We start from the raw sequence: 24030 nt of genomic DNA, 5'->3' as shown, positions 1-24030 counted from the left end.
TACCCGCCAGTCCGCCAAACGAAAAAAGGCGCGTATCCTCGGGGATACGCGCCCTTTTCATTATCCCGGCGGTGCGCGTCTCAACTCGCGCGGTGTCCTTTCAGGCCGTAATAGGCGATGAAGGCATAGCAGAGCACCGGCATGAGGAAGGCGTGCTGGATGCCGATGGTATCGGCAAGCGCGCCCTGCGCGACCGGGAGCAGTGCGCCGCCGACGATGGCGAGGCAGAGAATGCCGGAGCCCTGGCTCGTGTGTTTCCCCAGCCCGTAAAGGGCGAGCGAAAAGATGGTCGGGAACATGATCGAGTTGAAGAGGCCGATGGCGAGCACCGCCCACATGGCGAGCGAACCGGACGTGAAGACCGTGACGAACAGCAGGATCGCTGCGGCCACCGCGTTGAACGCCAGCGCCTTGCCGTCTTCAATGCTGCGCATGGCGATGGAGCCGATGAAGCGGCCGATCATGGCGCCACCCCAGAAATAGGCGACGTAGTGGGCCGCTTCCGCTTCCGGCATGCCGGCGATGTGCGGTTGCCCGAGGAAGTTGACGAGGAAGCTGCCGATGCTCACTTCCGCTCCGACATAGACGAAGATGCCGACCGCGCCGAGGACGAGGTGACGGTAGCTCCACGCCGAGCGGCCCTCGGTGATCGGATCGAGGTCGTCGTCCGCCTCGACTGCCGGAAGCTTCAGCAAGGCGAAGAGGGCGGCGAGCAGGAGGAATGCCGCGGCAAGAGCCATATAGGGCATCTTGACGGCCGAGGCTTCGGCGATACGCAGCGCATCCGTCTGTTCGGGCGTCATGTCGGCCGTGGCGCCGGTTGCAGCCGAAAGGATCAGGAAGGCGCCGAACATCGGAGCAAGCGTCGTGCCGAGGGAGTTGAAGGCTTGCGTCATGGTCAGGCGGCTCGCCGCGGTATCGGGCGGACCGAGAACGGTGACGTAGGGATTGGCTGCGACCTGCAGCAGGGTGATGCCGCTTGCCAGAACGAAAAGTGCTGCGAGGAAAAGGGCGTAGACGCGATAGGACGCCGCCGGCACGAAGAGGGCGCAGCCGATGGCGGCGATCACCAGTCCGAGGACGATGCCGCCCTTGTAGCTGATGCGGCGGACGATCGCGCCCGCCGGCAGCGACACCAGGAAATAGGCGCCGAAGAAGCAGAACTGGATTAGCATCGACTGGGTATAGTTGAGCGAGAAGACATTCTTCAGATGAGGAACGAGGATGTCGTTCAGGCAGGTGATGAAGCCCCACATGAAGAAGAGCGAGGTGAGCGCCGTGAGCGCAAAGCGATAGCCGCTGCTCTGGTTTTCCGCGGATGCGGATGCCACGGGCGTGGAGGATTGGGAAATGCCGGCCAAGTTGTTACCTTCGGGTCCTGATAGGCGGAAAGCGGCGGCTGGAGCGGTCCTGCCGGGCCGCTCTCCGTCGGCTGCAGATGAAACGTCTTCGCGGAAACGGCCGCGGTTTCCGGGAGGAGGAAGCGACAGCCGTTCGCGATGAAATTTTGCTATGCAATATAATGACCTGTTTGTGCAAGCGCTTTGAATGATTTTGGCGGGCTTCGGGAAGGCCGGTCGGGGCGTTCCTATGCGGCGGATGGGGTACTCACAGCCATTTGTGCTGGCCGCGCCTTTGCCGCGTCGCGGAAACCTCCTATATGGATCGCCATGATTATCCGCTCCATCACCCGCCTTTTCGAGAACTGGATCGATCCCTTCGGGCGGCGGGACGACCTGCGGCCGCCCGAGGGAACATGGGCCTTCGCCTGGTTCTATGTGTCGCAGGCGAAAGGGGCGTTCGCCATGATGGCGGCCTTCGGCGGTGCGGTGGCAATCCTGGAGGCCGGGTTGTTCTGGTTTGTCGGGCGCCTCGTCGACCTGCTCGACACGGTGCCGCGCGAAGCGGGCTGGAGCGGTCTCATCGATGCGCACGGTCTGGAACTGCTCGGAATGGCGTTCGTCGTGCTTTTCGGCCGGTTCCTCGTCATTACCATCGGCGCGTTGGTGGAAGAACAGGCGATCGTTCTCAACTTCTTCAATCTCGTGCGCTGGCAGGCCTATGTGCATGTGGCGCGCCAGTCGCTTTCCTTCTTCCAGAACGATTTCTCCGGTCGCATCGTGACCAAGGTCTGGTCGGCGGGGCAGGCGACGGGCGATCTCCTGACCTCGCTGCTGCAGGTCGTCTGGTTCATGGTCATCTATACCGGTTCGACCATGGCCCTGGTCGGTCAGCTCGACTGGCGGCTTGCCGTCATCATCGGCGCCTGGGTGGTGATTTTCGGGCTGCTCGCGCGCTATTTCGTGCCGCGCATCCGCTATCATGCAAAGGAGTCCGCCGAGGCCGCCTCCATGGTCAGCGGCCGGCTGGTCGACAGTTTCAGCAATATCCAGACGCTGAAGCTGTTCGGCCGCGAGGATCAGAACGATCACTTCATCCGTGAGGGCTTCGACCGCTTCCAGGACACGCTGCGACCGTTCGCCCGGCTGATTACCGGTGTGCGCGCTTCGCAGGCAATTCTTTCCGGCATCATGATTGCCATGGTCGCCGCGGTTTCCGTCGATCTCTGGTTCGCCGGGGCGATCACGGCCGGCGGCGTCGCCTTCACGCTCGGGCTGGTGCTGCGTCTCAACATGCTGCTCGGGCGCATGATGACCCAGCTCAACAGCATCATGCGCAACATCGGCACGATCCAGAATTCGGCCGAGCTCGTTTCGAAGCCGATCGGCCTTGTCGACCGGCCGGACGCGACCGCGCTCAAGGTAATCGGCCCGGAGATCCGCTTCGAAGACGTCTCGTTCCACTACGGGCGGCAGAAGGGGGCAATCGACCACCTGACGCTGACCATTCGTCCGGGGGAAAAGGTCGGCATCGTCGGACGCTCGGGAGCGGGCAAGTCGACGCTCGTCAACCTGCTCCTGCGCTTCTACGACGTGGAAGGCGGCCGTATCCTGATCGACGGGCAGGATGTCCGCGCGGTGACGCAGGAGAGCCTGCGCAGCCATATCGGCATGGTGACCCAGGACACGGCGCTGCTGCATCGGTCGATCCGGGACAACATCCTGTTTGGCCGCGAGGACGCCAGCGAAGAGCAGTTGCTGCGCGCAGCCGAGCGGGCGGAAGCGCTGGATTTCATCGAAAGGCTGGAAGACATGCGGGGCAGGCGGGGTTTCGACGCCCATGTCGGCGAGCGCGGCGTCAAGCTGTCAGGCGGCCAGCGCCAGCGTATCGCCATTGCCCGCGCCATGCTGAAGGATGCGCCGATCCTGGTTCTGGACGAGGCGACCTCGGCGCTCGACTCCGAGGTCGAAGCGGCGATCCAGTCCAATCTCGACCGTCTGATGCAGGGTAAGACCGTGCTGGCGATCGCCCATCGGCTCTCCACCATCGCCGCCCTCGACAGGCTCATCGTGCTCGACAAGGGGCGTGTGATCGAGGAGGGGACGCATGCGGAACTGGTCGAGCGGGGCGGGCTCTATTCCGAGCTCTGGGCGCGCCAGTCGGGCGGCTTCCTTGCGGTCCATGAGCATGGAGAGGAAAAGGCGGCGGAATAGGTCGGTTTCAGCCCGCCGATGCAGGCCATGCTCCTCCCGGTGGCAGGGAGGGGCCGCTCCCGCCGTCATCGCAGTCTTGGGTGGGTTGCCGGCGTCCCGGGACCCGTCGGGTCACGAAATCCTTTCAAGTTGTGGGACGTGGCTCACTGGATTGCTGTGACAGGCGCAGGAATGGCGGAGTGGAACGGTACGCACCATTTCCAATGCCCGTTTTGACGCTGGCGCTTTAGTTTGCCGCGGGCTCGATGGCGAGGTCGGCGATCAGGCCGAAGTGATTCGATCCCTCGCTTTCGGGAAGCCGCTGCAGGCGAACCGCCTTGATCTCCCGGGACATGTATATGTGGTCGATCGGCACGCCGAAGATGCCCGCCTCGACGGGCCAGGTGGCGGGCTCGAAGCCCGCCGTGTGCATCCTGTAATTGCGCAGAAAGTCCTGCATATCCGGTGCGATGGTATCGGAATTGAAATCGCCGCCGAGGATCTTCGGACCGGGGCGCTGTCGCAGATAGGCCCCCGCCCACATCAGTTCGAACGTGTGGTAGTCATCGAAATAGGGCTTGGTCAGGTGAATGGCCGCGAACTGGATCAACTGCCCACCGATCCGGATGCCTGCTAGGGCGAACCGGTTGGCGCGCAACTCGCTCAGGCTGTAAAATTGCGGCGCTTCGATCGGATGTTTCGAGAGGATCAGCAGGTCGCAGAACTCGACCATGACGCCGCAGCCGATGTGATAGGGATAGGCGTCCTGCAAGCTGTCGAGCCGGTCGCCCAGCGGCCCGGCCTCCATCACGTAGGCAACGTCGGCGCCCGACATCCTGATCGTTTCGGCGATGCGGTCGGCATTCACGTAGTTGTCGCCGAGCACGTTGAAGGAGAGAAGGCGGAAGTGCGTGGCGTTTTGCGAGACGGTCGTTCCGGCCGGAGGCAGGAACTCCAGCTTCATCCAGAAGGCGTGGCCGGTGACGAGCAGCGACCAGAAGAGCAGCCCATAGCCCACGGCGCTGCGCCGGATCGCAAGGCATAGGAGCGAGCCAATGACACAGGCCGCGCCGATATGCGGCTGAAGGCTGAAGAAGAAGGCCAGCAGCCAGAAATCCGTGACATAACGGAGACTGACGAGCAGCAGGGCGATGGCGAGAAGAACACACGCAACGCAGGAAAGTCTGTCTCGCATCAGGCCCTTGTTCCCATGGGTGGGCCCGAGGCCCATCGGCGCGGACCATGCCGTAATTCAAGGTGCATTGCAACATGAACGGGCAGGTTCGTTACATCCCGGAAACACGTCGCGATTTAATCCGCGACATTGTGCCCACCTCCCCCTGTGAAGTCTGGACATAATTCGCTATCAAGCTTAGAACGCGCCAAATTGGCGGGGAATCTGTGGCACAATCGTGTCAAGGACACAGAGTCTGCGCTGTGGGGGAAATGCGGTTTGTCGCAGAATTGTGCGAGAGGATGGTTTAACCGTGAGCGAAAACGAAGTGAATAGCGAGACCTTGGGCGAGCCCACTCGCCGCGACTTTCTTTACCTGACGACGGGCATGGCGGGCGCCGTGGGCGCAGTTGCCGTTGCGTGGCCGTTCATCGACCAGATGCGCCCGGACGCATCGACGCTTGCTCTCGCCTCGATCGAAGTCGATGTCTCGGCGCTTGAGCCGGGCATGTCGCTGACGGTCAAATGGCGCGGCAAGCCGGTATTCATTCGCAACCGCACCGACAAGGAAGTCGAAGACGCCAAGGCCGTTCCGATCGCCGAGCTGAAGGACCCGGTGGCGCGCAACGCCAATGTCGACGCCGCCGAGCAGGCGACCGACCTTGCCCGTTCCGCTGGCGAGGGCAAGGAAAACTGGATCGTCATGATCGGCTCCTGCACCCATCTCGGCTGCGTACCGCTCGGCCAGGCCGGTGAATACAACGGTTGGTTCTGTCCCTGCCATGGTTCGGTCTACGACACAGCCGGCCGTATTCGCAAAGGTCCGGCGCCGGAAAACCTGCATATTCCGAATTTCGCATTCGTTTCCGATACTGTGATCAAGATCGGCTGAGGGGATACTGAAATATGAGTGGTCATTCTAGCTACCAGCCGGCTACCGGCCTTGAGAAGTGGATCGACGCGCGGTTGCCGCTGCCGCGCATGATCTATGACAGCTTCGTCGCCTATCCCGTTCCCCGCAACCTGAACTATGCCTACACCTTCGGCGCCATGCTGTCGGTCATGCTGGTCGTCCAGATCCTGAGCGGCGTCGTGCTTGCCATGCACTATGCCGCCGACACGACCGTCGCCTTCGTTTCCGTCGAAAAGATCATGCGCGACGTGAACCACGGCTGGCTGCTGCGTTACATGCATGCCAACGGCGCATCCTTCTTCTTCGTCGCCGTCTACCTGCACATCGCCCGCGGTCTCTATTACGGCTCCTACAAGGCGCCGCGCGAAATCCTCTGGATCCTTGGTGTGGTCATCTTCCTGCTGATGATGGCGACCGGCTTCATGGGCTATGTCCTGCCCTGGGGTCAGATGTCCTTCTGGGGCGCGACCGTCATCACCGGCTTCTTCACGGCCTTCCCGTGGGTCGGCGAATGGATCCAGCAGTTCCTGCTTGGCGGTTTCGCGGTCGACCAGCCCACGCTGAACCGCTTCTTCTCGCTGCACTACCTGCTGCCCTTCATGATCGCAGGCGTCGTCGTCCTGCACGTCTGGGCCCTGCATGTGACCGGCCAGACCAACCCGACCGGCGTCGAAGTCAAGTCGAAGACGGACACCGTTCCGTTCACGCCCTATGCGACGCTCAAGGATGCCTTCGGCGTGTCGATCTTCCTGATCGCCTATGCCTGGTTCATCTTCTACATGCCGAACTACCTGGGTCACCCGGACAACTACATCATGGGCAACCCGCTGAAGACCCCGGCCCACATCGTTCCGGAATGGTACTTCCTGCCGTTCTACGCCATGCTGCGCGCCATCACCTTCAACATTCTGTTCATCGACTCCAAGCTGGGTGGCGTTCTCGTCATGTTCGGCGCGATCATCGTGCTGTTCTTCCTGCCGTGGCTCGATACCTCGAAGGTCCGCTCGGCCGTCTACCGTCCGTGGTACAAGTTGTTCTTCTGGATCTTCGTCGCTGACTGCGTCATGCTCGGCTGGCTCGGCTCGCGCACGCCGACCGACCTCTACACCCTGATGGCCCAGTTCGGCACCCTCTACTACTTCGGCTTCTTCCTCGTGATCATGCCGTTGCTCGGCCTGTTCGAAACGCCGCGGCGTATTCCGAACTCGATTACCGAGGCGGTTCTCGAAAAGAGCGGTAAGTCTGCCGCAACCCAGGCCTGAGCGTGCGAGAGAGGATCATCAACATGAAGAAGCTTGTTACAAGCATCGCGCTGATCGCCGCTCTCGGCTTCAGCGCAGGTTCCGCGGCGGCGGCCGAAGAAGGCGGCCTCGCGGAGGCGGTGCACCATGCGGCCGAAGCCGGCCACTATCCGATCCTGAAGCCGAAGAACCAGTCCTGGTCCTTTGCCGGCCCGTTCGGCAAGTATGACAAGGGCCAGCTCCAGCGCGGCCTCAAGGTCTACAAGGAAGTCTGCTCGGCCTGTCACTCGATGAAGCTTGTGGCCTTCCGCACGCTGGAAGACCTCGGTTACTCGGAAGAGCAGGTCAAGGCCTTCGCCGCGGAATACGAGGTGCAGGACGGCCCGAATGCCGACGGCGAAATGTTCACCCGCAAGGCGGTTCCGTCCGACTACTTCCCGTCGCCGTTCCCGAACGACGAGGCCGCCGCTGCCGCCAACAACGGCGCGGCGCCGCCCGATATGTCGTTGCTCGCCAAGGCGCGCGGCGTCGAGCGCGGCTTCCCGAGGTTCATCTTCGATATCTTCACCCAGTATCAGGAAGGTGGTCCGGATTACATCTACTCGCTGCTGACGGGTTATCAGGAGCCGCCGGAAGGCGTGACGGTTGCCGAAGGCACCCACTTCAACCCGTACTTCGCCGGTGCCGCGGCGCTCGCCATGGCCCCGCCGATTTCCGACGGCCAGGTGACCTATGACGACGGCTCGCCGGAGACGCTCGACCAGTACGCCCATGACGTTTCCGCTTTCCTGATGTGGGCTGCCGAGCCGCATCTGGAAGAACGCAAGCGGACCGGTTTCATGGTCATGGTGTTCCTGGCGATCTTTGCGGCGCTGATCTATCTCACGAAGAAGTCGGTTTACGCCAACAAGGAAGCGCATTGAGCGTTCCTCAACGAATGACGGAAAAGGCGGCTCCGGCCGCCTTTTTTGTTGGTCAGCGCGGCCGGACTTGATAATCTCCGGCGTAATCTTCCCGAACCCTTCCAGAGACTGACTCATGAGCAATTTTGCGCTGGAGCTGGCGTCCTCGATCCGCTCCATTCCGGACTATCCGAAGCCCGGCATCATCTTTCGCGACATTACCACGCTTCTTGGCAATCCCCGCGCTTTCCGCCGTGCGGTCGATGAACTGGTGCAGCCCTATGCGGGGCTCAAGATCGACAAGATCGCTGGAATGGAAGCCCGAGGCTTCATCCTCGGCGGCGCCGTCGCACACCAGCTTTCGGCCGGTTTCGTGCCGATCCGGAAGAAAGGCAAGCTGCCGCACGAGACCGTCAGGGTCGCCTACAGCCTCGAATACGGCGTCGACGAAATGGAGATGCATGTCGATGCGGTCGAACCTGGTCAGAAGGTCATCCTGGTCGATGACCTGATTGCGACCGGCGGCACGGCCGTCGGTGCGGTAGAACTTTTGCGCAAGATCGGCGCGGATGTCATTTCCGCCTGCTTCGTCATCGATCTGCCCGATCTCGGCGGCCGCAAGAAGCTCGAAGACCTCGGCGTCGAGGTCCGGACGCTGGTCGAATTCTCCGGCCACTGAGGCAGTGGAAGGGATGCGGAGCGCGTCTCAGCGCTCCGCAAGCGCCAATTTGACGCCCATGGCCAAGAAGGCGGCTGAAAAGCTCTTCCGGATCCATTGCATCAGCCGGGGCCGCGAGAGGACCCTGTCGCGGGCTGCGGCGGCAAACAGGCCGTAGAGCGCGAAGACGACGAACGTCATCACCATGAAGGCAAAGCTGTATTCGGTCATGCGCAGGACGGCGTGCCGGTCTGCGGCGCTGACGAATTGCGGCAGCAATGCCAGGAAGAAGATCGACAGTTTCGGATTGAAGAGATTAATCAGCACGGCGTGACGGATGATGCCGAACGCGGAGCGTTGCTGCCGGTCGCGCTTGGGCGAAAAGAGCGAGGCGTCGCGCCAGATGCTGATCGCCATGTAGAGCAGGTAGAGCGCGCCGGCGAGCTTGACGATCTGAAACGCCGCGTCGTTGGTGGCGAGAACGGCTGCAAGGCCGAGGATCGCGGCGACCATGTGGGGAACGATGCCGAGCGTGCAGCCGGCGGCCGCCACCAGGGATGTGGTCTTGCCGTGCGAGAGGCCCATGACGACGGTATAGAGCGCGCCGGTGCCGGGCGTTGCGATGACGATCAGCGATGTGAGGATGAATTCGAGATACATGCGAGGTCCGATCGGTAGAGAGGTGGGAATGCGGATCGGACGCTAGCTGTCTCCGCCCTCAGGCGTCTTGAATGGAATTGCAGGGTTTGACCGCGTGCCGGTAGGCGGCCGGCGTCAGGCCGTAGCGCCGCCTGAATTCACGCGTCATGTGGCTCTGGTCGGCATAGCCCGCTTCCGCGGCGACGTCGGCAAGGCTCATCCCCTCAGAAATCCGGCGTCTTGCAAGGTTCATCCGCCGCTGCATGAGGTAGGCGTGCGGAGTGAGGCCGGTGAGAGCCTGGAACGCACGAAGCGTCTGAAAGCGGCTGAGGCCTGCTTCCGTCGCCAGATCCTGCAGGGAGAGATTGCGCGCGGGATCGTCGTCGATCATGGCCCTGGCCCGCAGCAGGCCGTCTCCTCCTGTAGCCTTTTCTTCCAGGCGGGTGAGCGGGGAAAGAGGGGCAAAGAGCGCGACAAGGGCCTGATCGAGCGCCAGACCCCGATTTTCCTTTTCCCCGGTCGCCGCGGCGAATGCCGACCTGAAGGCGAGGACCGTCCGCGGATCGCTGAATGCCGGCCGCTCGAACTCGAATTCGGGATTTTCGGCCCCCTCGTGGTCGGAGCGGATATCCGCCATCTGCGCCGGCGTCAGATAAAGCATAAGCCAGGACCGGCTCTCGCGGCGTATCGGGACACCGTCATGCACCTCGCCGGGATTGACGGTAATGATGTCGCCGGCGCCGGCGGTGATCTGTCCGCGGCCGGACGCGGACATCTGGCCGCCCGAAACGAAGAGCCCGATGCCATATTCGTCATGGGTATGGCGGGGAAAGACGTGATCGCTTGCGGCGGCCACGGCGATAAGACCCGGCCGGCCGGTGGGAAACATGCGAAAGCCGTCCGCCAAACCGCTCATCAGGCAGCAATCGCCTCACGGATGTCGCCTTCGATCTCTTCCGGTGTCGTCGTCGGCGCGTAGCGTTTCAGCGGATGGCCGTCGCGGCCGATCAGGAACTTGGTGAAGTTCCACTTGATCGGTTCCGAACCGAGAATGCCGGGCTCTGCCGTCTTCAGATACTTGAAGATCGGATGGGCGTCATCGCCATTGACGTCGATCTTGGAGAACATCGGGAAGGTGACGTGGAAGTTGAGGTCGCAAAAGCTTGCGATCTCACTTTCGGTTCCGGGCTCCTGTGCGCCGAACTGGTTGCAGGGAAATCCGAGGACGACGAGATCGTCAGGAAAGGTTTCCTGCAGCTTCTGAAGGCCGGCATACTGGGGCGTGAGGCCACAGGCGCTTGCGGTGTTGACCACGAGAACCACCTTGCCGGTGAATTCGCCCATGAAGCGTTCCTTGCCTTTGATGTCGACCGCATGGAAATCATGGAAGTTGGTGGGCATGGCTGCCTCCTATTCGAACTCGATGATCTTGGACCTGAAGCGTAGCACAGCTTCGCCATTCTGGTTGAAACCTTCGCCAAGCCCGATGTTGAGAATGAGGCCCGGGCGGGAAACGAGCGGGCGGCTCTCGGCACTCGTCATGCTGTAGCTGATCGTGTCGCCGGCATAGACGGGTTTCAGCCATTGCAGGGCTTCGAAGCCGGGGGAGGGGCCGAGCTTCGGCGGTGTCTCGCCTGCAGCGTGCAACCGGGTGAATTCGTCCTTCCAGAAGTCGACGAAGCAGCGCATCCATTCCGCGCAGGTGTGCCAGCCGGAGGCGCATAGCGCGCCGAAGACATAGTGTTTCGCGGCCTCCGCATCCGTGTGAAAGGGCTGCGGATCGAATTTTTCGGCAAAGCGGACAATGGATGCAGCGGTGAAGGTCTTGGAACCCGTCGCGATCCTTTCGCCCGGCGGATAAAGCTCGATCATCCTCATGCTGCATCCTCCGCCGCGGCGCGCAGCCGGAACATGATGGAATTGTGGGAGAGGAGGACCGTCTCTCCGCGCTGGTTCTGGAGTTCATGCCGGAAGGCGACGATGCCGATATGGGGCCGCGAGCGCATGGGACGGGCCGCCTCCACGGTCGAGCGGCCGCTCAGAGTATCGCCGGCGAGCACCGGCTTCTTCCATTCCATGGAATCGATGCCCGGCGCCCCCTCGGAGGCCGAGGCCAGCAGATAAGAATCGATCATCATGCGCATGAACATGCTGCTCGTGTGCCAGCCGGATGCCGATAGGCCGCCCAGTATGCTGGCCTTTCCGGCCTCCACCGAAAGATGCATCGGCTGTGGGTCAAATTCCCTCGCAAATTCAACGATTTCCTTTGCGTCGACGGTCTTCGGCCCAAGTTCGAAGACACGACCGGGCTGGAAATCCTCGAAATAGAGTTGCGGTTTGTTCATGCAACGTTTCCTTATTGCGCAATCCGTGCAGAATGGCCGCCTCGACCGGCAAATTCAAGGAGTGCGCATGGCGGGCTGGATCGATCAGGTGCAATTCCTTTCGTCGCTCGATGGCGCTGCGCGCGAGATGCTGGACAGCCTGCGGCCACAGCATCTGCATGACCGCACGACGCTTTTTCGCCCGGGGGACAGGGCGCAGGCATTCGTGATCCTGCTGTCGGGCAGGATCGGGGTGTATCTCACCGGCCGTAACGGACGGGAACTTTTGCTTTATGCGGTCACGCCGGGAGAAACCTGCGTGCAGACCACCCTCGGGGTGCTCGGCGATGCATTTTATACCGGCGAGGCGATTGCCGAATCCGAACTCGTGGCCGTCATGGTGCCGCGGGCCATGTTCGAGACGCTGATGGCGCAATCATCCGCCTTTCGGGCATTCGTGTTCCGCGCCTTTGCCGCGCGCCTTGGGGACCTGATGTTCGTGCTGGAACAGGTTGCCTTCGTGAAGGTGGAGCAAAGGCTGGCGCATGCGCTGCTGGAAAGGGCGGGGCCGGATGGCGTGATCGTGACGACCCATCAGGAGCTTGCGGTTGTGATCGGTTCGGCGCGGGAGGTGGTATCCCGGCGGCTGGAAGCCTTCGCTTCGAAGGACCTGATCCGGAGCGAGCGTGGCCAGATCCGCCTCATAGACCGGCTGGGACTGCAGCGCCTGGCGGAATGTGACTAAGTCACTGACGAAGGTCGGTTTCCGGCTATGCTGTTGGTAAACGGTTCAGTGCAACGAGCGAAAGGAACGCACCATGTTTGCCAAGAATGTCGGACCCGTAGACCGTATCCTGCGCATCGTCGCCGGCCTCGTCATCCTGTCGCTGTTCTTTATCTATCCGGGGGCCTGGTGGCGTTACTACACGCTGATCGGCGTCGTGCCGCTGCTGACCGGCCTGATGTCCACTTGCCCGCTCTATTCGATCCTCGGTATCTCCACCTGTCCGACGAAGCGGATCTGACGGTATCCGAAAGTAATCCAAGAGATTGGTTCTGACCATGGTTACACTTGACCATTCGGGTGCCCCCACGGAGGGGGCCCAGCAGGGGAGTTTGCGGCATTTGCCCCTGCCGCTGTTTGCCGTGCCGATGGGCCTTGGTGGTTTGGCCCTCGCCTGGCGCGAAGCCGGCAGCGTCATTCAGGCGCCTGCCATTGCTGGCGAGGTGCTGATGGCAACAGCTGCTGCTGCGTGGGTGGTCATCTTTCTGGCGCATGTTCTGCGGGCGTTTCGTCATCACGAAGCACTTGCTGCCGATCTCATGCATCCTATTCGCTCGGCCTTTGCCGGCGCGATCTCGATCGGCCTGATGATTATTGCCGGGGGCGCCATTCCGTATTCGGTGCCCATCGCATCGGCACTGTGGCTGGCCGGCGTAGCCTTGCATCTGGTGATCGGTGTCTGGATCGTGCGCAGCCTTTTGCTCTCGCCACGCGACGCTGCCACGCTGACACCGCCGCTTCTTATCCCGCTCGTCGGCAATGTACTGGCACCGATCTTCGGGGCGAAGCTTGGCTTCCTCACGCTGTCCTGGATGCTGTTTGGTCTCGGAGCTTTGCTGTGGCTGATGGTGCAGCCGTTGATTTTGCAGAGGCTGGCGACTGGTCCGGCGCTGCCGGCCAAGATGAGACCAACACTCGCTATTCTGCTGGCACCGCCGGCAGTCGGCAGTATCGCGCTGATGGCACTGACCAATGGCGTCGGTCCGGGTCCGCTCGGCATCTATGCGCTGGCAGCACTTGTGGCTGCCGTTCTGGTGACGCTCTGGCCGGTATTTAGAAGTGCGCCCTTTGCCATGTCATGGTGGGGTTACACGTTTCCGGCGGCAGCCTTCACCATCGCATCGCTGAAGGTGGCGGATCATCATCCGATGTCTTGGCACCTGCCTGCCCTATGGCTGCTGCTGCTTGTCGTCTCGGCCATGATTCTCCTTGTCAGCCTCGCCACCTTGCGGGCGCTGTGGAGCGGTCACCTGCTACAACCGGAATAGGGTCGCTGGACTGTCTCTTCGAGCCGTGAAATGAAACTGCCGCCCCTCTTGCGAGGGACGGCAGTCGTGTATCATCCGATAATCGCGGGTCCGTATCAGGTGTTGAAGCGGAAGTGGATCACGTCGCCGTCATGGACGACGTATTCCTTGCCTTCGTCGCGGCCCTTGCCCGCTTCCTTGGCGCCGACTTCGCCCTTGTAGGCGATGTAGTCGTCATAGGAGATGGTGAAGGCGCGGATGAAGCCGCGTTCGAAATCCGTGTGGATGACGCCGGCTGCCTGGGGTGCCTTGGTGCCGCGGACGATGGTCCAGGCGCGGCATTCCTTCGGGCCGACGGTGAAGTAGGTGATTAGGTCCAGGAGGTGATAGCCGGCGCGGATCAGGCGATCGAGGCCAGCTTCCTCCAGACCGAGGGCGGACAGGAATTCCTTGGCTTCCTCTTCCGGCAGCTGGGCGACTTCCGCCTCGATGGCGGCGGAGATGACGACGCATTCCGCCCCCTGTGCGGCGGCCATCTTCGCGACGGCTTCAGTGTATTTGTTGCCGGTCGCGGCATCGCCTTCGGCCACGTTGCAGACGTAGAGCACGGGGTGGGACGTCAGCAGGTTCAGGCCCTTGAGGATGGCGATATCGTCGGGGGCGAGCGTTTTCAGCAGAAGTCGGGCCGGCTTGCCTTCATTCAGCAGCTTGATGACGGCTTCCATGACCGGAAGCTGGGCGACGGCGTCCTTGTCCTTGCCGGTGGCGCGCTTGCGGGTCTGCTCGACGCGGCGCTCCAGGCTTTCGAGGTCGGCCAGCATCAGCTCGGTCTCGATGGTGTCGGCGTCGCCGACCGGATCGATGCGGCCTTCGACGTGGGTGATGTCGGTGTCCTCGAAGCAGCGCAGCACATGGACGATGGCGTCGACTTCGCGGATATTGGCAAGGAACTTGTTGCCGAGGCCTTCGCCCTTGGAGGCGCCGCGCACGAGGCCGGCGATATCCACGAAGGAGATGCGCGTCGGAATGATTTCCTTCGAGCCGGCGACGGCGGCAAGCTTCTGCATGCGCGCATCCGGCACGGCGACCTCACCGGTGTTCGGCTCGATGGTGCAGAAGGGATAGTTGGCGGCCTGCGCGGCGGCCGTCTTAGTCAGCGCGTTGAAGAGGGTGGACTTGCCGACATTCGGCAGGCCGACGATACCGCATTTGAAGCCCATGGCCAGGATACCTGTTTCGCTTGGAATTTTCGTTGCCCACGCCTATGGGATAAAGGAGGAGAGCGGTCAAGTCTCGAGGCGGTCGCCGGACTTTCTGCGGGACGGAACCCATGCGTTTTGCCGCCGATCCATGCTATGGTTAGTGCGCTCATGCGCCCACGATGCCAGTCCGCGACAGGAGTATCCCATGCCGCAGAATGATACCGATCTGAAGCCGAAGACGGTGACGAAGCCGAAACCGGAGCGGCCACGGCTCTACAAGGTCATTCTCGTCAACGACGACTATACGCCGCGAGAATTCGTGACCATGGTGCTGAAGGCCGTCTTCCGGATGAGCGAGGAGACCGGATACCGGGTCATGATGACAGCGCACAAGATGGGGACGGCAGTGGTGGTCGTCTGCACGCGCGATATCGCCGAAACCAAGGCGAAGGAAGCAACCGACCTCGGCAAGGAAGCGGGCTTTCCGCTGATGTTCACCACGGAACCGGAGGAGTGAACCCCTCTAGGGTGTTCAGCCGAAGGGTGTTCAGGCCGGGCGGCGGATCTGGAAGCCGGTCTTGTCCTGCCGGAAACCGCAGTCGCGATAAAAGCGATGAACCGCCTCGTCGCTCCTGCCGGTTAACAGCATTGCCTTGTAGCACCCCGCCCTCCATGCTGCCGCGATCGCGGCACAAACGGCAGCTCGACCGAAACCCCTGCCACGATGCGAGGTGAGCGAAACGACGTTCTCGATCAGGGCATAGGGTTTTGCATCGCGGGTCAGGTTGGGCGTGACGACGAGAGTTGCCGTGGCGACCGGAGTCTCGCCGTCGAGGGCGAGGAAGGTCGTCAGGCCGGGCTGGGCGAGCATCTGCCGGTATGTCGCCGCAGCCAGTGCTTCCGGCAGAGGCGGCTCCGTCGGATGCAGTTCGCGGTAGAGCATGAGGAGAGCAGAAAGGTCATCGATGCCAGCCGCGCGAACCGGGATTACGGCAGTCATCTCACTCGCCCTTCTTGGCGAACATCCGCTTCAACATTTCCGCCATCGGGCCGGTCTCGGGGAGCTTCGGTTGCGCCGTGTTGCGGGCCTGATGGATATGCGACTTGCCGGCCGGCTTCGGGGCGGTCTTGGCCGTAGCTTTAGGCTCTTCCCCCTCGGCCTTGCCGCCCGTCGCAAGCGCCAGCTTGTTCAGCAGCTTGCCATCCTCGCCCTTGACCAGCAGATCGGCATTGTCTGCAATAGCGTCGAGAAGCGGATCGAGCCATGCGTGGTCGGCCTTGGCAAAGTCGCCGAGCACATGGCCGTGCACACGCTCCTTGTCGCCGGGATGGCCGATGCCGAGGCGAAGGCGTCGGTATTCCCTGCCGCAATGGGCGTCGAGCGACTTGAGGCCGTTGTGGCCGCCATGGCCACCGCCGGCCTTGAGCCGCACCTTACCTGGCGCAAGATCGAGTTCGTCGTGAATGGCAACGATATCGGCGGGGGTGAGCTTGTAGAAGCGCATGGCTTCGCCGACCGATTCACCCGAGAGGTTCATGAAGGTCTGCGGCTTCATCAGAAGCACTTTCTCGCCGGCAATCTCGCCTTCGGCGATCTCCGCCTTGAACTTCTTCGACCAAGGCGAAAAGCTGTGGCGGCGGTGCAGGGCATCGACGGCCATGAAACCGATATTGTGGCGGTTACCTTCGTATTTCGAGCCCGGATTGCCCAAGCCGGCGATAATCATCATAGGCGGCGGTTCCCTTTCAGTGTCAGGCTTTCACCATCGCCAAACGCGGGACTTGTCAACCCGAATTATTGCTCCGGAAACTCGTCGGTGGTCGCGCCCAGACCGCCGAGGCCTTCCTCCTCAAGTAGACGGGCCTGGGTTCCGTCGGCCATGAGGCCGGCCAATGCCTGCTGCATGCTCTGGCGGAGCGGTTCGGGGAAATTGATGTTGCATGCGATCGAGAAGGTCTGCTTGGAAAAGACATACTGCGCCTCGACCGGGTTACCTTCCTGCTTCAGTTTCATATAGAATTTTTCGGAGATCGGCATGAGGTCGATACGACCGGCGACCAGCTTTTTCAGGGTGAGATCGAGGTCGGTTGCCAGGTCGATCTTCGGAAACCCTTCCCGCTCCAGGAGGTTCTGGGTGTAATCGTTGCGCTGAGTGCCGACGATGTACTGCTTGGCTTCCTCGTTGTTCGTGACCTTCACGCCGGCCCCCTTGCGCGCGATCATGAAGTTGCGATCGATGGCCAGGGGTTCGACCCATTTGAAACGGTTGTGCCGCTCCGGAATATGAGCGGTGGTGAAGACACAGGTGCGTGTATCGGTCTCGGCAAGCGCAAGGGCGCGGGCCCATGGCATCAGTTCGACCGTATATTGGGCATCGACATGTTTCATCATCTCGATGACCTGCTTGTAGCCGGCACCGCCGTAGCCGTTACCCTGGCGGTAGTTATAGGGCGGGTAGTCTTCCGTGGTGAAGTGGATCGTCTCGGCGCTGGCCGCGCCCGCCAGACCCATCGAGAGGAAAAATGCCATCAGCCGCATGCGTGCATTTCCTTTCATGATTGTGGTGCTTCAGGCGACGGAACTCCGCGCCGTATCCATGTTGATTTCCAGGTCGATCAGATGTTGGACCGGTTGCGGCCGGGCGAAGAGATAGCCCTGGCCAGCATCGACGCCGAACTGCTTCAGTGCGTCACGTTGCGTTTCGGTCTCGACGCCTTCCGCCACGACGCTGCATTCCATCTTGTGCGAGATCGCGGTGATCCCTTCGACGAGCATCCGGCTCTTGTGGCGCAGTTCCGGACTGTCCGCCGAGAGCGAATGGACGAAGGACTGGTCGATCTTCACGATGTCCACAGGGAAGCGGTTGAGATAGCTCAGCGAGGAATAACCGGTGCCGAAGTCGTCGAGCGCGATACGGCAGCCGAAACCGGCGAATTCATCGAGAATGGTCCGGATCTGCGGATTGTCGTGCAGAAGCGTGGCTTCGGTGATTTCGATGACGATGCGGTGTGGGGCAATGCCGTGGCGCGTGGTCAGCGCCGCAAGCCGGATCGGCAGCGTCGGCTCGAACTGCAGGGGCGAGAAATTGATGGCGAGATAGGCCTGGTCGTTGCCGGTGGCTTCCGAGAGACGGACGAGGTTGGCGAGTGCCTTGTCGAGCATGCTGTTGCCGACACGGGTGATCGCTCCTGTCTCTTCGGCGACGCGGATGATTTCCGCCGGCGGCATGATGCCCTTTTCGGGGTGGTCGAGGCGAAGCAGCGCCTCGTAACCGATCACTGTGCCGGACGAAAGATCGATGATCGGCTGGAAGAAGGCGTCGAACCAGTCGTTTGCGAGACCTGCCTCGATATCGCGCTCGATCTCCGCGCGGTGACGCGTATTGTCCTGCATCAGGGGATCGTAGAGCAGGGCTCCGTTCTTGCCGTCGCGTTTCTTGCTGTACATGGCCATATCCGACTTCTGCAGAAGTTCGGCGGCGTTGTGCGCGTGGCGGGGATAGAGCGCGACGCCGACGCTGGCGCTCAGCCGAACCGTCGTGCCGTGTACGAGAAGCGGTTCGTCGAAAATCGCGCAGAGACGGTGGCTGATGTCCATGGCGTCCCGTTCGGCGGCATCGGAGCGGATGAGAATGGCGAATTCGTCGCCGCCGAGACGGGCGGCGATGGCGCCTGCCGGCAGCAGCGGCCGCATCAGATCGACCAGCTGGCGCAGCACACTATCGCCCGCGTGATGGCCGAGATTGTCGTTGATCCATTTGAAACGGTCGAGATCGACAAAGATGCAGGCCAGTTCTCCGCCCTCTTCATCGGTCTTGCCGATCTCCGTATCGAGCGCATTTTCGAAACCCTGGCGGTTCATCAGTCCGGTCAGATGGTCGGTGATGGCCTGGCGAAGGTTGCGCGCTTCGGACTGCTTGAGGGCCGTCACATCGGTCATGACGCTCAGGGAGAGCGCCAGCTCGTCAGCATGGGCTTCCTTGTTGGCTTCGGCAATCAGCACGTCCATTACATTGCCGTCGGCACGCATGAACTTGGTGGTGATTTCGACCACACTATTGCCCTTGCCCCTGCACCTCTTGCGTTCGAGATAGGCATCGCGGACGTCTGCCGGCACGAAATCGGCGAAGCGGTGTCCAATGACCTCGGCGCGCCGGTAACCGGTCGCGAGCAGCCAGTAATCGCTGACGCCGGTAATGCGGTCGTCCTCGTCGAGCGACAGCAGCATGGCGGGTGTCAGGTTATAGATGTCGGTAATGCGGTGGTGCGCCAGCTTCAGTTCGCGCTCCTCCTGTTCAAGCTGGCTCTGCATCGCGTTGAAGCTTTTTGCCAGCCGGCCGATCTCGTCGTTCGACTGCCAGTCGACATGGTGCCGGGAGCCGAGCTGGCGGGTGGCTTCGATGGCGGCGGTCAGTTTCAGCAGCGGCCGGATAATCATCAGGCGGCTGCCGAGGATCGCTGCGCCGACAATGCCGACCACGGCGACCACAAAGATGCCGATCAGCAGGCCCTCCGCCCGGCGCAGGGAGGAAAGCGCTTCGAGCCTGTCGAAATAGATGGTGATCGTTCCGACCAGTTTCGCTCCGTCCACCGTCTGGTAGAAGATTTCGCGCGACATGGAACGGACGCCGTGCTTGGACCAGACCGGAAACGCCGGCATCGAAACGCTGATACCGCCGGAGACGTCGCGAACCTGAACCTTGGCGATGGAATTGGAAGAGACGATGCTCGCCGTGATTTGTTCGACGCTTTCCCGGTCGAAATCCCACATGGGTTTGGCCAGCGCCTGCGAATTGGCCGCAAGCAGCACCTCGACGTGATCCTTGAGTTCCTTGCCGGCCTGTTCGGAAGAGAGTGTGAGGAAGAGGGCGAAGAGCGGAACGATCAGGACGAAGACGGTGATTGCGACGATCGCAAGAAATCGACTTTCGATGGAACGATTCATCGCGCACGATCCCTGTCTTTTAACGGACGACACGTTCCGATCGTCAAGTCATATGTCCCCAGCTCGTTCCCACACTCCCCAACGGTTTCACGAATCTGTTAAATTGCGTTAAAGCGAAATTCTCAAATCTACCAGCATTCGCGTTTGGGCGATCGCGGGCATAAAAAAATCCCGCCTCGATGAGGCGGGATCGTATTTACGCTTTGCCTTTGGCTGAAGAAATCAAGCTTCAGCAGCAGCGGCTTCGTCGACACCACCGGCCGGGGCAACGATCGTCGCGATGGTGAAGTCGCGATCGGTGATGACCGGGGTAACGCCGGCCGGCAGCTTCACATGGGAAATGTGAAGGCTGTCGCCGATCTTGTGGCCAGCGAGGTCAACCGTGATGAATTCCGGGATGCTGTCGGCCGGGCACAGCAGTTCGACTTCGTGACGGACGATGTTCAGAACGCCGCCGATCTTGATGGCGGACTGCTCTTCGTTGACGAAGTGAACCGGGACTTGAACGCTGACGCGGCTGTTTGCCGAAACGCGCAGGAAGTCGACGTGCATGGTGAAGTCGCGAACCGGATCAAGCTGATAGTCCTTCGGCAGGACCTTGATCTTCTCGCCGTTGACTTCGATCACGGCAACGGTGGTCATGAAACCGCCGGCGTGGATGCGCTTCGTCACTTCGTTGGTGTTGAGCGCGATGGAGATGGGGGCCTGCTTGTCACCATAGATGACAGCGGGAATCAAACCGTTGCGGCGAAGTTCACGGGAGGACCCCTTACCAACCCGTTCGCGCGCCTCGGCCTTGAGCTCGTAAGTTGCGTGGCTCATGGCTATTCCTTTCGAGGTTATTTGGAGAGCTTCGCCACCCGCGGATCGTCGATCCGCTGGCAGGAAACCGGAGATGTCGATGAAGACGCCTCATCCGCGTTGCCTCCAAGGGTGTCTACGCGGACGGGGGCGCTATAATACAGACCGCCTGCAAAGGCAAGGCTTTCCGGGATTTTCCGCCGGACAGGAGATGAGATCGGGTGTAAGTTCGAAAAGACGTATCGCTTATTGCGGCAGAAAGGCGCTGCCGGTGATTGTGCCGCCGGGAGCGGATGGAAGGCGATCGTCTGGCCGTCTGATGACAGTTCGGGACGATCCGGGCGCAGAGTGGCGCAATATTGCGACACCTTCAGTTGGGAAAGCTAGTCGCATCTTGTATCAGGACTCGCCGATTGAAAGATTCAAAGAGCGCGGGCACAATAAGTTCAAGCTTTGGGAGGAGCACCATGCGCCGAGAAACGAGTCATTCGGACTTGGTCTATGCGACCGCCTTGCAGAATTCGGCTGCGGCGAGCTCGCCGATTGCCGCTTCGTGGCGGCGCTGCCTGAACCTTTATCAATTGCAGCCGGAAGAGGGGCGCAAACCCGTCCAGGTCGATGACACCGTCTTTCGCGAGGCTCGCGAGAAGATGGAGCACCTCATTCACGTATGCGCCGACGAGTTCGACCGTCTCTATCAGACCGTCGGCCGTTCGGGTTGCTGCCTCGTACTCTCCGACAAGAGCGGCGTGGTGCTCGACCGGCGCGGTGCGGCCGGCGACGATGCGGATTTCCACGGTCTCGGCCTTTGGCAGCAGAACGTCTGGAGCGAAGCGAGTGTCGGGACCAACGGTATCGGCACCGCCCTTGCCGACGAGCGACCGGTGGTCATTCACGGCGACCAGCATTTCCTGAGCTCGAATATTGCTTTGAGCTGCGCCACAGCGCCAATCCGCGACCATCTCGGTCGGGTAACGGCAGCGCTGGACATTTCGACATGCCGGCAGGATGTGACCGACATGACGCTGGCAATCCTCTCGCAAGCGGTCCGCGATGTCGCGACACGTGTGGAGATGAGCCTTTTTCGCATGGCATTTCCCGCCGCGCGGATCGTCATGGTGCCGACCGCAGGCGCTTCCGTGTCGGCCTTGCTTGCCGTCGATCAGGACGACCTCATTCTGGGGGCCACAAAGGCGGCGCGCGTCGCACTCAGGCTGGACGACCAGATGATCGCGCAGGGGATTCCCGCATCGGACGCCTTGCGCGAGGACAGAGGCGAAGCCTCTTCCGATCTCGACGATGCTGAAAGGGCGGCCCTGCGGCGGGCGCTTTCCCGGACAAACGGCAACGTGTCCCAGGCTGCTCAGGTTCTCGGTATCAGCCGCGCGACGCTGCACCGGAAGATGAAGCGTTTTTCCCTGCAGTGACCGGTCTGCCGGGGGAATGCGCATGTTAGCCATTGCTGTATCATAAGTGAAACAGTGTGCGCTGCGGTATGAGGCTGCACCACTTCCGGAAGCCAACTTTCATCGCGATCATCTTCCCATCGGTCCAGGAGGGACCTTTCACAGGGAGGATTACAGATGAATATCCAGGTTCAGACCATTGCCGGATCGCCGTTCAAGCTGCGCTACGGCAATTTCATCGGAGGCGAATGGCGTGAGCCGGTGAACGGCCGTTACTTCGACAACACGACGCCTGTCACCGGCGGCAAGCTCTGCGAAGTCGCCCGTTCCGACGAACACGACATCAATCTCGCGCTCGACGCCGCCCATGCCGCCAAGGACAAGTGGGGCCATACGTCGACGACCGAACGCTCCAACATCCTCAACAAGATCGCCGACCGCATGGAAGCCAATCTCGAGCTTCTGGCACGCGCCGAAACCTGGGACAATGGCAAGCCGCTTCGTGAAACCATGGCGGCCGACATTCCGCTCGCCATCGACCATTTTCGCTACTTCGCCGCATGCGTTCGCTCCCAGGAAGGTTCGATCGGCGAAATCGACCACGACACCGTCGCCTATCACTTCCATGAGCCGCTCGGGGTCGTCGGACAGATCATTCCGTGGAACTTCCCGATCCTGATGGCTGCCTGGAAGGTCGCGCCCGCGCTTGCCGCAGGCAATTGCGTCGTGCTGAAGCCCGCCGAACAGACCCCCGCATCGATCCTCGTTCTCGCCGAACTGATCGCCGACCTCTTGCCGCCGGGCGTTCTTAACATCGTCAACGGCTTCGGCCTCGAAGCCGGCAAGCCGCTTGCGACCAGCCCGCGCATCGCCAAGATCGCGTTTACCGGCGAAACCTCGACCGGCCGCCTTATCATGCAGTATGCCAGCCAGAACCTGATCCCGGTCACGCTGGAACTGGGCGGCAAGTCGCCGAACATCTTCTTCGCCGACGTGATGGCGGAAGACGACGACTTCCTCGACAAGGCGCTGGAAGGCTTTGCGATGTTTGCTCTCAACCAGGGCGAGGTGTGCACATGCCCGAGCCGTGCGCTGGTGCACGAGAAGATCTACGACCGCTTCATGGAAAAGGCCGTCAAGCGCGTCGAGGCCGTGCGTCAGGGCGACCCGCTCGACATGTCGACGATGATCGGCGCTCAGGCCTCCAGCGAACAATTGCAGAAGATCCTTTCCTATATCGACATCGGCAAGCAGGAGGGCGCAAAGGTCCTGACCGGCGGCTACCGCAATGAACTTTCGGGCGATCTGGCTGGCGGCTACTACGTCAAGCCGACGGTGTTCGAGGGTCACAACAAGATGCGGATCTTCCAGGAAGAGATTTTCGGGCCGGTTGTCTCCGTCACCACCTTCAAGGACGAGGCGGAAGCGCTGGAAATTGCCAACGACACGCTCTATGGCCTGGGTGCCGGGGTGTGGAGCCGCGATGCCAATACCTGCTACCGTTTCGGACGCAACATCCAGGCCGGCCGTGTCTGGACCAATTGCTACCACGCCTATCCGGCCCATGCGGCCTTCGGCGGCTACAAGCAGTCCGGCATCGGCCGCGAGACCCACAAGATGATGCTCGAGCACTACCAGCAGACCAAGAACATGCTGGTCAGCTACAGCCCGAAGGCGCTCGGCTTCTTCTGAGCGTGTCTTCCTTCTCCCCGCTTGCGGGGAGAAGGTGCCCATAGGGCGGATGTGAGGCCGCTCTGTCCTGCCCCTCATCCTGACCCTCTATCCCCGGGGGAGGGGAAGGTGGCAAACCGGAGGGACCGATGACCGCGACCATCACTGTCGGCGAGCCCCGCGTCATCGCCACCGATGCCGCACTTGCGTTTCTTGCCGAAATCCGGAGGGACCATCCCGACATTCTTTTCCACCAGTCAGGTGGGTGTTGCGACGGTTCATCGCCGATGTGTTATCCGGCGAGCGAATACCGCGTCGGCGAAACCGACGTGAAGCTCGGCGAGATCGGCGGCGTGCCGTTCTATATCAGCGGCAGCCAGTTCGAGGTGTGGAAGCATACCCAGCTCATCATCGACGTGGTGGAAGGGAGAGGCGGCATGTTTTCGCTCGACAACGGCCGCGAGCGACGCTTCCTGACCCGTTCCCGGCTCTTTTCCGGCGGAGAGGCCTGCCCGGTGCCGATGGTGAGGAGCTAAGGCCCGTCTGCGGGTTCCAGAAGCACAAAGCCCGCGGCCCCAAAAGGGGCGCGG

Annotated in this window: 25 protein-coding genes; 12 read left to right on the top strand and 13 right to left on the bottom strand. The window is 61.7% G+C overall.

The window, feature by feature from the left end:
- Window positions 1–80 precede the first annotated feature (80 nt).
- Window positions 81–1352, bottom strand: coding sequence for an L-fucose:H+ symporter permease (gene fucP / locus ACLBKR_RS11300; protein ID WP_414901780.1), 1272 nt, complete (start codon window positions 1350–1352; stop codon window positions 81–83).
- A gap of 318 nt (window positions 1353–1670) precedes the next feature.
- Between fucP and ACLBKR_RS11295 the strand changes: the two genes are divergently transcribed.
- Window positions 1671–3554, top strand: a complete 1884-nt coding sequence (locus ACLBKR_RS11295) for an ABC transporter ATP-binding protein (protein ID WP_113487363.1) — start codon at window positions 1671–1673, stop codon at window positions 3552–3554.
- 226 nt (window positions 3555–3780) lie between these two features.
- Here the strand turns inward: ACLBKR_RS11295 and ACLBKR_RS11290 are convergent, their stop codons facing one another.
- On the bottom strand, window positions 3781–4728 hold the full coding sequence (locus ACLBKR_RS11290; RefSeq protein WP_113490181.1) for an endonuclease/exonuclease/phosphatase family protein: 948 nt from the start codon (window positions 4726–4728) through the stop codon (window positions 3781–3783).
- A gap of 292 nt (window positions 4729–5020) precedes the next feature.
- Here ACLBKR_RS11290 and petA point away from each other — a divergent pair, with 292 nt between their 5' ends.
- The 4 genes from petA to ACLBKR_RS11270 all read left to right on the top strand — a co-directional run bounded on the left by petA (window position 5021) and on the right by ACLBKR_RS11270 (window position 8442).
- On the top strand, window positions 5021–5599 hold the full coding sequence (gene petA, locus ACLBKR_RS11285) for a ubiquinol-cytochrome c reductase iron-sulfur subunit (protein WP_112831016.1): 579 nt from the start codon (window positions 5021–5023) through the stop codon (window positions 5597–5599).
- A gap of 14 nt (window positions 5600–5613) precedes the next feature.
- Window positions 5614–6882 (top strand): cytochrome b N-terminal domain-containing protein, encoded by a 1269-nt coding sequence (locus ACLBKR_RS11280; protein WP_112831015.1) that lies wholly within the window; start codon window positions 5614–5616, stop codon window positions 6880–6882.
- A gap of 23 nt (window positions 6883–6905) precedes the next feature.
- Window positions 6906–7784 carry a cytochrome c1 gene (locus ACLBKR_RS11275; protein WP_113339294.1) on the top strand — a complete coding sequence of 293 codons (879 nt, stop codon included), beginning with the start codon at window positions 6906–6908 and terminating at the stop codon, window positions 7782–7784.
- A 115-nt stretch (window positions 7785–7899) separates the two neighbouring features.
- A complete protein-coding gene (locus tag ACLBKR_RS11270) occupies window positions 7900–8442 on the top strand; it encodes an adenine phosphoribosyltransferase (protein WP_112831014.1) in 543 nt (180 codons plus the stop codon).
- Window positions 8443–8469: 27 nt separating this feature from the next.
- On the opposite strand, the gene ACLBKR_RS11265 is transcribed toward ACLBKR_RS11270, so the two are convergent.
- Genes ACLBKR_RS11265 through ACLBKR_RS11245 form a run of 5 tightly spaced genes read right to left on the bottom strand, consistent with a single transcriptional unit; the run spans window position 8470 to window position 11405 of the window.
- Window positions 8470–9081, bottom strand: a complete 612-nt coding sequence (locus ACLBKR_RS11265; RefSeq protein ID WP_113339177.1) for a LysE family translocator — start codon at window positions 9079–9081, stop codon at window positions 8470–8472.
- 58 nt (window positions 9082–9139) lie between these two features.
- Window positions 9140–9976, bottom strand: a complete 837-nt coding sequence (locus ACLBKR_RS11260; RefSeq protein WP_414899322.1) for an AraC family transcriptional regulator — start codon at window positions 9974–9976, stop codon at window positions 9140–9142.
- Window positions 9976–10461, bottom strand: coding sequence for a glutathione peroxidase (locus tag ACLBKR_RS11255; protein WP_112831012.1), 486 nt, complete (start codon window positions 10459–10461; stop codon window positions 9976–9978). Before ACLBKR_RS11255 ends, ACLBKR_RS11260 begins: the two co-directional genes overlap by 1 nt.
- Window positions 10462–10470: 9 nt before the next feature.
- Window positions 10471–10938 carry a MaoC family dehydratase gene (locus ACLBKR_RS11250; RefSeq protein WP_113339176.1) on the bottom strand — a complete coding sequence of 156 codons (468 nt, stop codon included), beginning with the start codon at window positions 10936–10938 and terminating at the stop codon, window positions 10471–10473.
- Window positions 10935–11405, bottom strand: coding sequence for a MaoC family dehydratase (locus tag ACLBKR_RS11245; RefSeq protein WP_113339175.1), 471 nt, complete (start codon window positions 11403–11405; stop codon window positions 10935–10937). The genes ACLBKR_RS11250 and ACLBKR_RS11245 overlap by 4 nt, the downstream gene beginning before the upstream one ends.
- A 67-nt stretch (window positions 11406–11472) precedes the next feature.
- Here ACLBKR_RS11245 and ACLBKR_RS11240 point away from each other — a divergent pair, with 67 nt between their 5' ends.
- From ACLBKR_RS11240 to ACLBKR_RS11230, 3 genes are all read left to right on the top strand, one after another.
- On the top strand, window positions 11473–12129 hold the full coding sequence (locus tag ACLBKR_RS11240; RefSeq protein ID WP_113339292.1) for a Crp/Fnr family transcriptional regulator: 657 nt from the start codon (window positions 11473–11475) through the stop codon (window positions 12127–12129).
- 73 nt (window positions 12130–12202) lie between these two features.
- Window positions 12203–12409, top strand: coding sequence for a DUF2892 domain-containing protein (locus ACLBKR_RS11235; RefSeq protein ID WP_112831009.1), 207 nt, complete (start codon window positions 12203–12205; stop codon window positions 12407–12409).
- Between the two features lie 37 nt (window positions 12410–12446).
- Entirely contained in the window at window positions 12447–13436 is a 990-nt protein-coding gene (locus ACLBKR_RS11230) for an SLAC1 anion channel family protein (protein WP_113487367.1), read from the top strand.
- Window positions 13437–13531: 95 nt separating this feature from the next.
- On the opposite strand, the gene ychF is transcribed toward ACLBKR_RS11230, so the two are convergent.
- Window positions 13532–14635, bottom strand: coding sequence for a redox-regulated ATPase YchF (gene ychF / locus ACLBKR_RS11225; protein ID WP_112831007.1), 1104 nt, complete (start codon window positions 14633–14635; stop codon window positions 13532–13534).
- 187 nt (window positions 14636–14822) lie between these two features.
- Here ychF and clpS point away from each other — a divergent pair, with 187 nt between their 5' ends.
- Window positions 14823–15134 carry an ATP-dependent Clp protease adapter ClpS gene (gene clpS / locus ACLBKR_RS11220; RefSeq protein ID WP_113339172.1) on the top strand — a complete coding sequence of 104 codons (312 nt, stop codon included), beginning with the start codon at window positions 14823–14825 and terminating at the stop codon, window positions 15132–15134.
- A gap of 30 nt (window positions 15135–15164) precedes the next feature.
- Here clpS and ACLBKR_RS11215 read toward each other — a convergent pair whose 3' ends face one another.
- From ACLBKR_RS11215 to ACLBKR_RS11195, 5 genes are all read right to left on the bottom strand, one after another.
- Entirely contained in the window at window positions 15165–15617 is a 453-nt protein-coding gene (locus tag ACLBKR_RS11215; RefSeq protein ID WP_113487369.1) for a GNAT family N-acetyltransferase, read from the bottom strand.
- A gap of 1 nt (window position 15618) precedes the next feature.
- Complete coding sequence (gene pth / locus ACLBKR_RS11210; RefSeq protein ID WP_113339170.1) at window positions 15619–16347, bottom strand: aminoacyl-tRNA hydrolase; 729 nt, start codon at window positions 16345–16347, stop codon at window positions 15619–15621.
- Between the two features lie 65 nt (window positions 16348–16412).
- A complete protein-coding gene (locus ACLBKR_RS11205) occupies window positions 16413–17156 on the bottom strand; it encodes a transporter substrate-binding domain-containing protein (protein ID WP_113339169.1) in 744 nt (247 codons plus the stop codon).
- A 30-nt stretch (window positions 17157–17186) separates the two neighbouring features.
- Entirely contained in the window at window positions 17187–19562 is a 2376-nt protein-coding gene (locus tag ACLBKR_RS11200; RefSeq protein ID WP_113339168.1) for an EAL domain-containing protein, read from the bottom strand.
- A 222-nt stretch (window positions 19563–19784) separates the two neighbouring features.
- Window positions 19785–20384 carry a 50S ribosomal protein L25/general stress protein Ctc gene (locus tag ACLBKR_RS11195; RefSeq protein WP_113339167.1) on the bottom strand — a complete coding sequence of 200 codons (600 nt, stop codon included), beginning with the start codon at window positions 20382–20384 and terminating at the stop codon, window positions 19785–19787.
- Window positions 20385–20830: 446 nt separating this feature from the next.
- Between ACLBKR_RS11195 and ACLBKR_RS11190 the strand changes: the two genes are divergently transcribed.
- From ACLBKR_RS11190 to ACLBKR_RS11180, 3 genes are all read left to right on the top strand, one after another.
- Window positions 20831–21790, top strand: coding sequence for a sigma-54-dependent Fis family transcriptional regulator (locus ACLBKR_RS11190; protein WP_113425027.1), 960 nt, complete (start codon window positions 20831–20833; stop codon window positions 21788–21790).
- A 156-nt stretch (window positions 21791–21946) separates the two neighbouring features.
- Window positions 21947–23461 carry an aldehyde dehydrogenase gene (gene adh, locus ACLBKR_RS11185; RefSeq protein WP_112830999.1) on the top strand — a complete coding sequence of 505 codons (1515 nt, stop codon included), beginning with the start codon at window positions 21947–21949 and terminating at the stop codon, window positions 23459–23461.
- Between the two features lie 128 nt (window positions 23462–23589).
- Entirely contained in the window at window positions 23590–23976 is a 387-nt protein-coding gene (locus ACLBKR_RS11180; protein WP_113425026.1) for a DUF779 domain-containing protein, read from the top strand.
- The last annotated feature ends 54 nt before the right edge of the window (window positions 23977–24030 follow it).

The organism is Paenirhizobium cremeum, assembly GCF_047553425.1.
GTDB lineage: Bacteria > Pseudomonadota > Alphaproteobacteria > Rhizobiales > Rhizobiaceae > Allorhizobium > Allorhizobium cremeum.
Note: the sequence above shows the minus strand (reverse complement) of the source record. Positions and strands in the feature narration are given on the sequence as shown.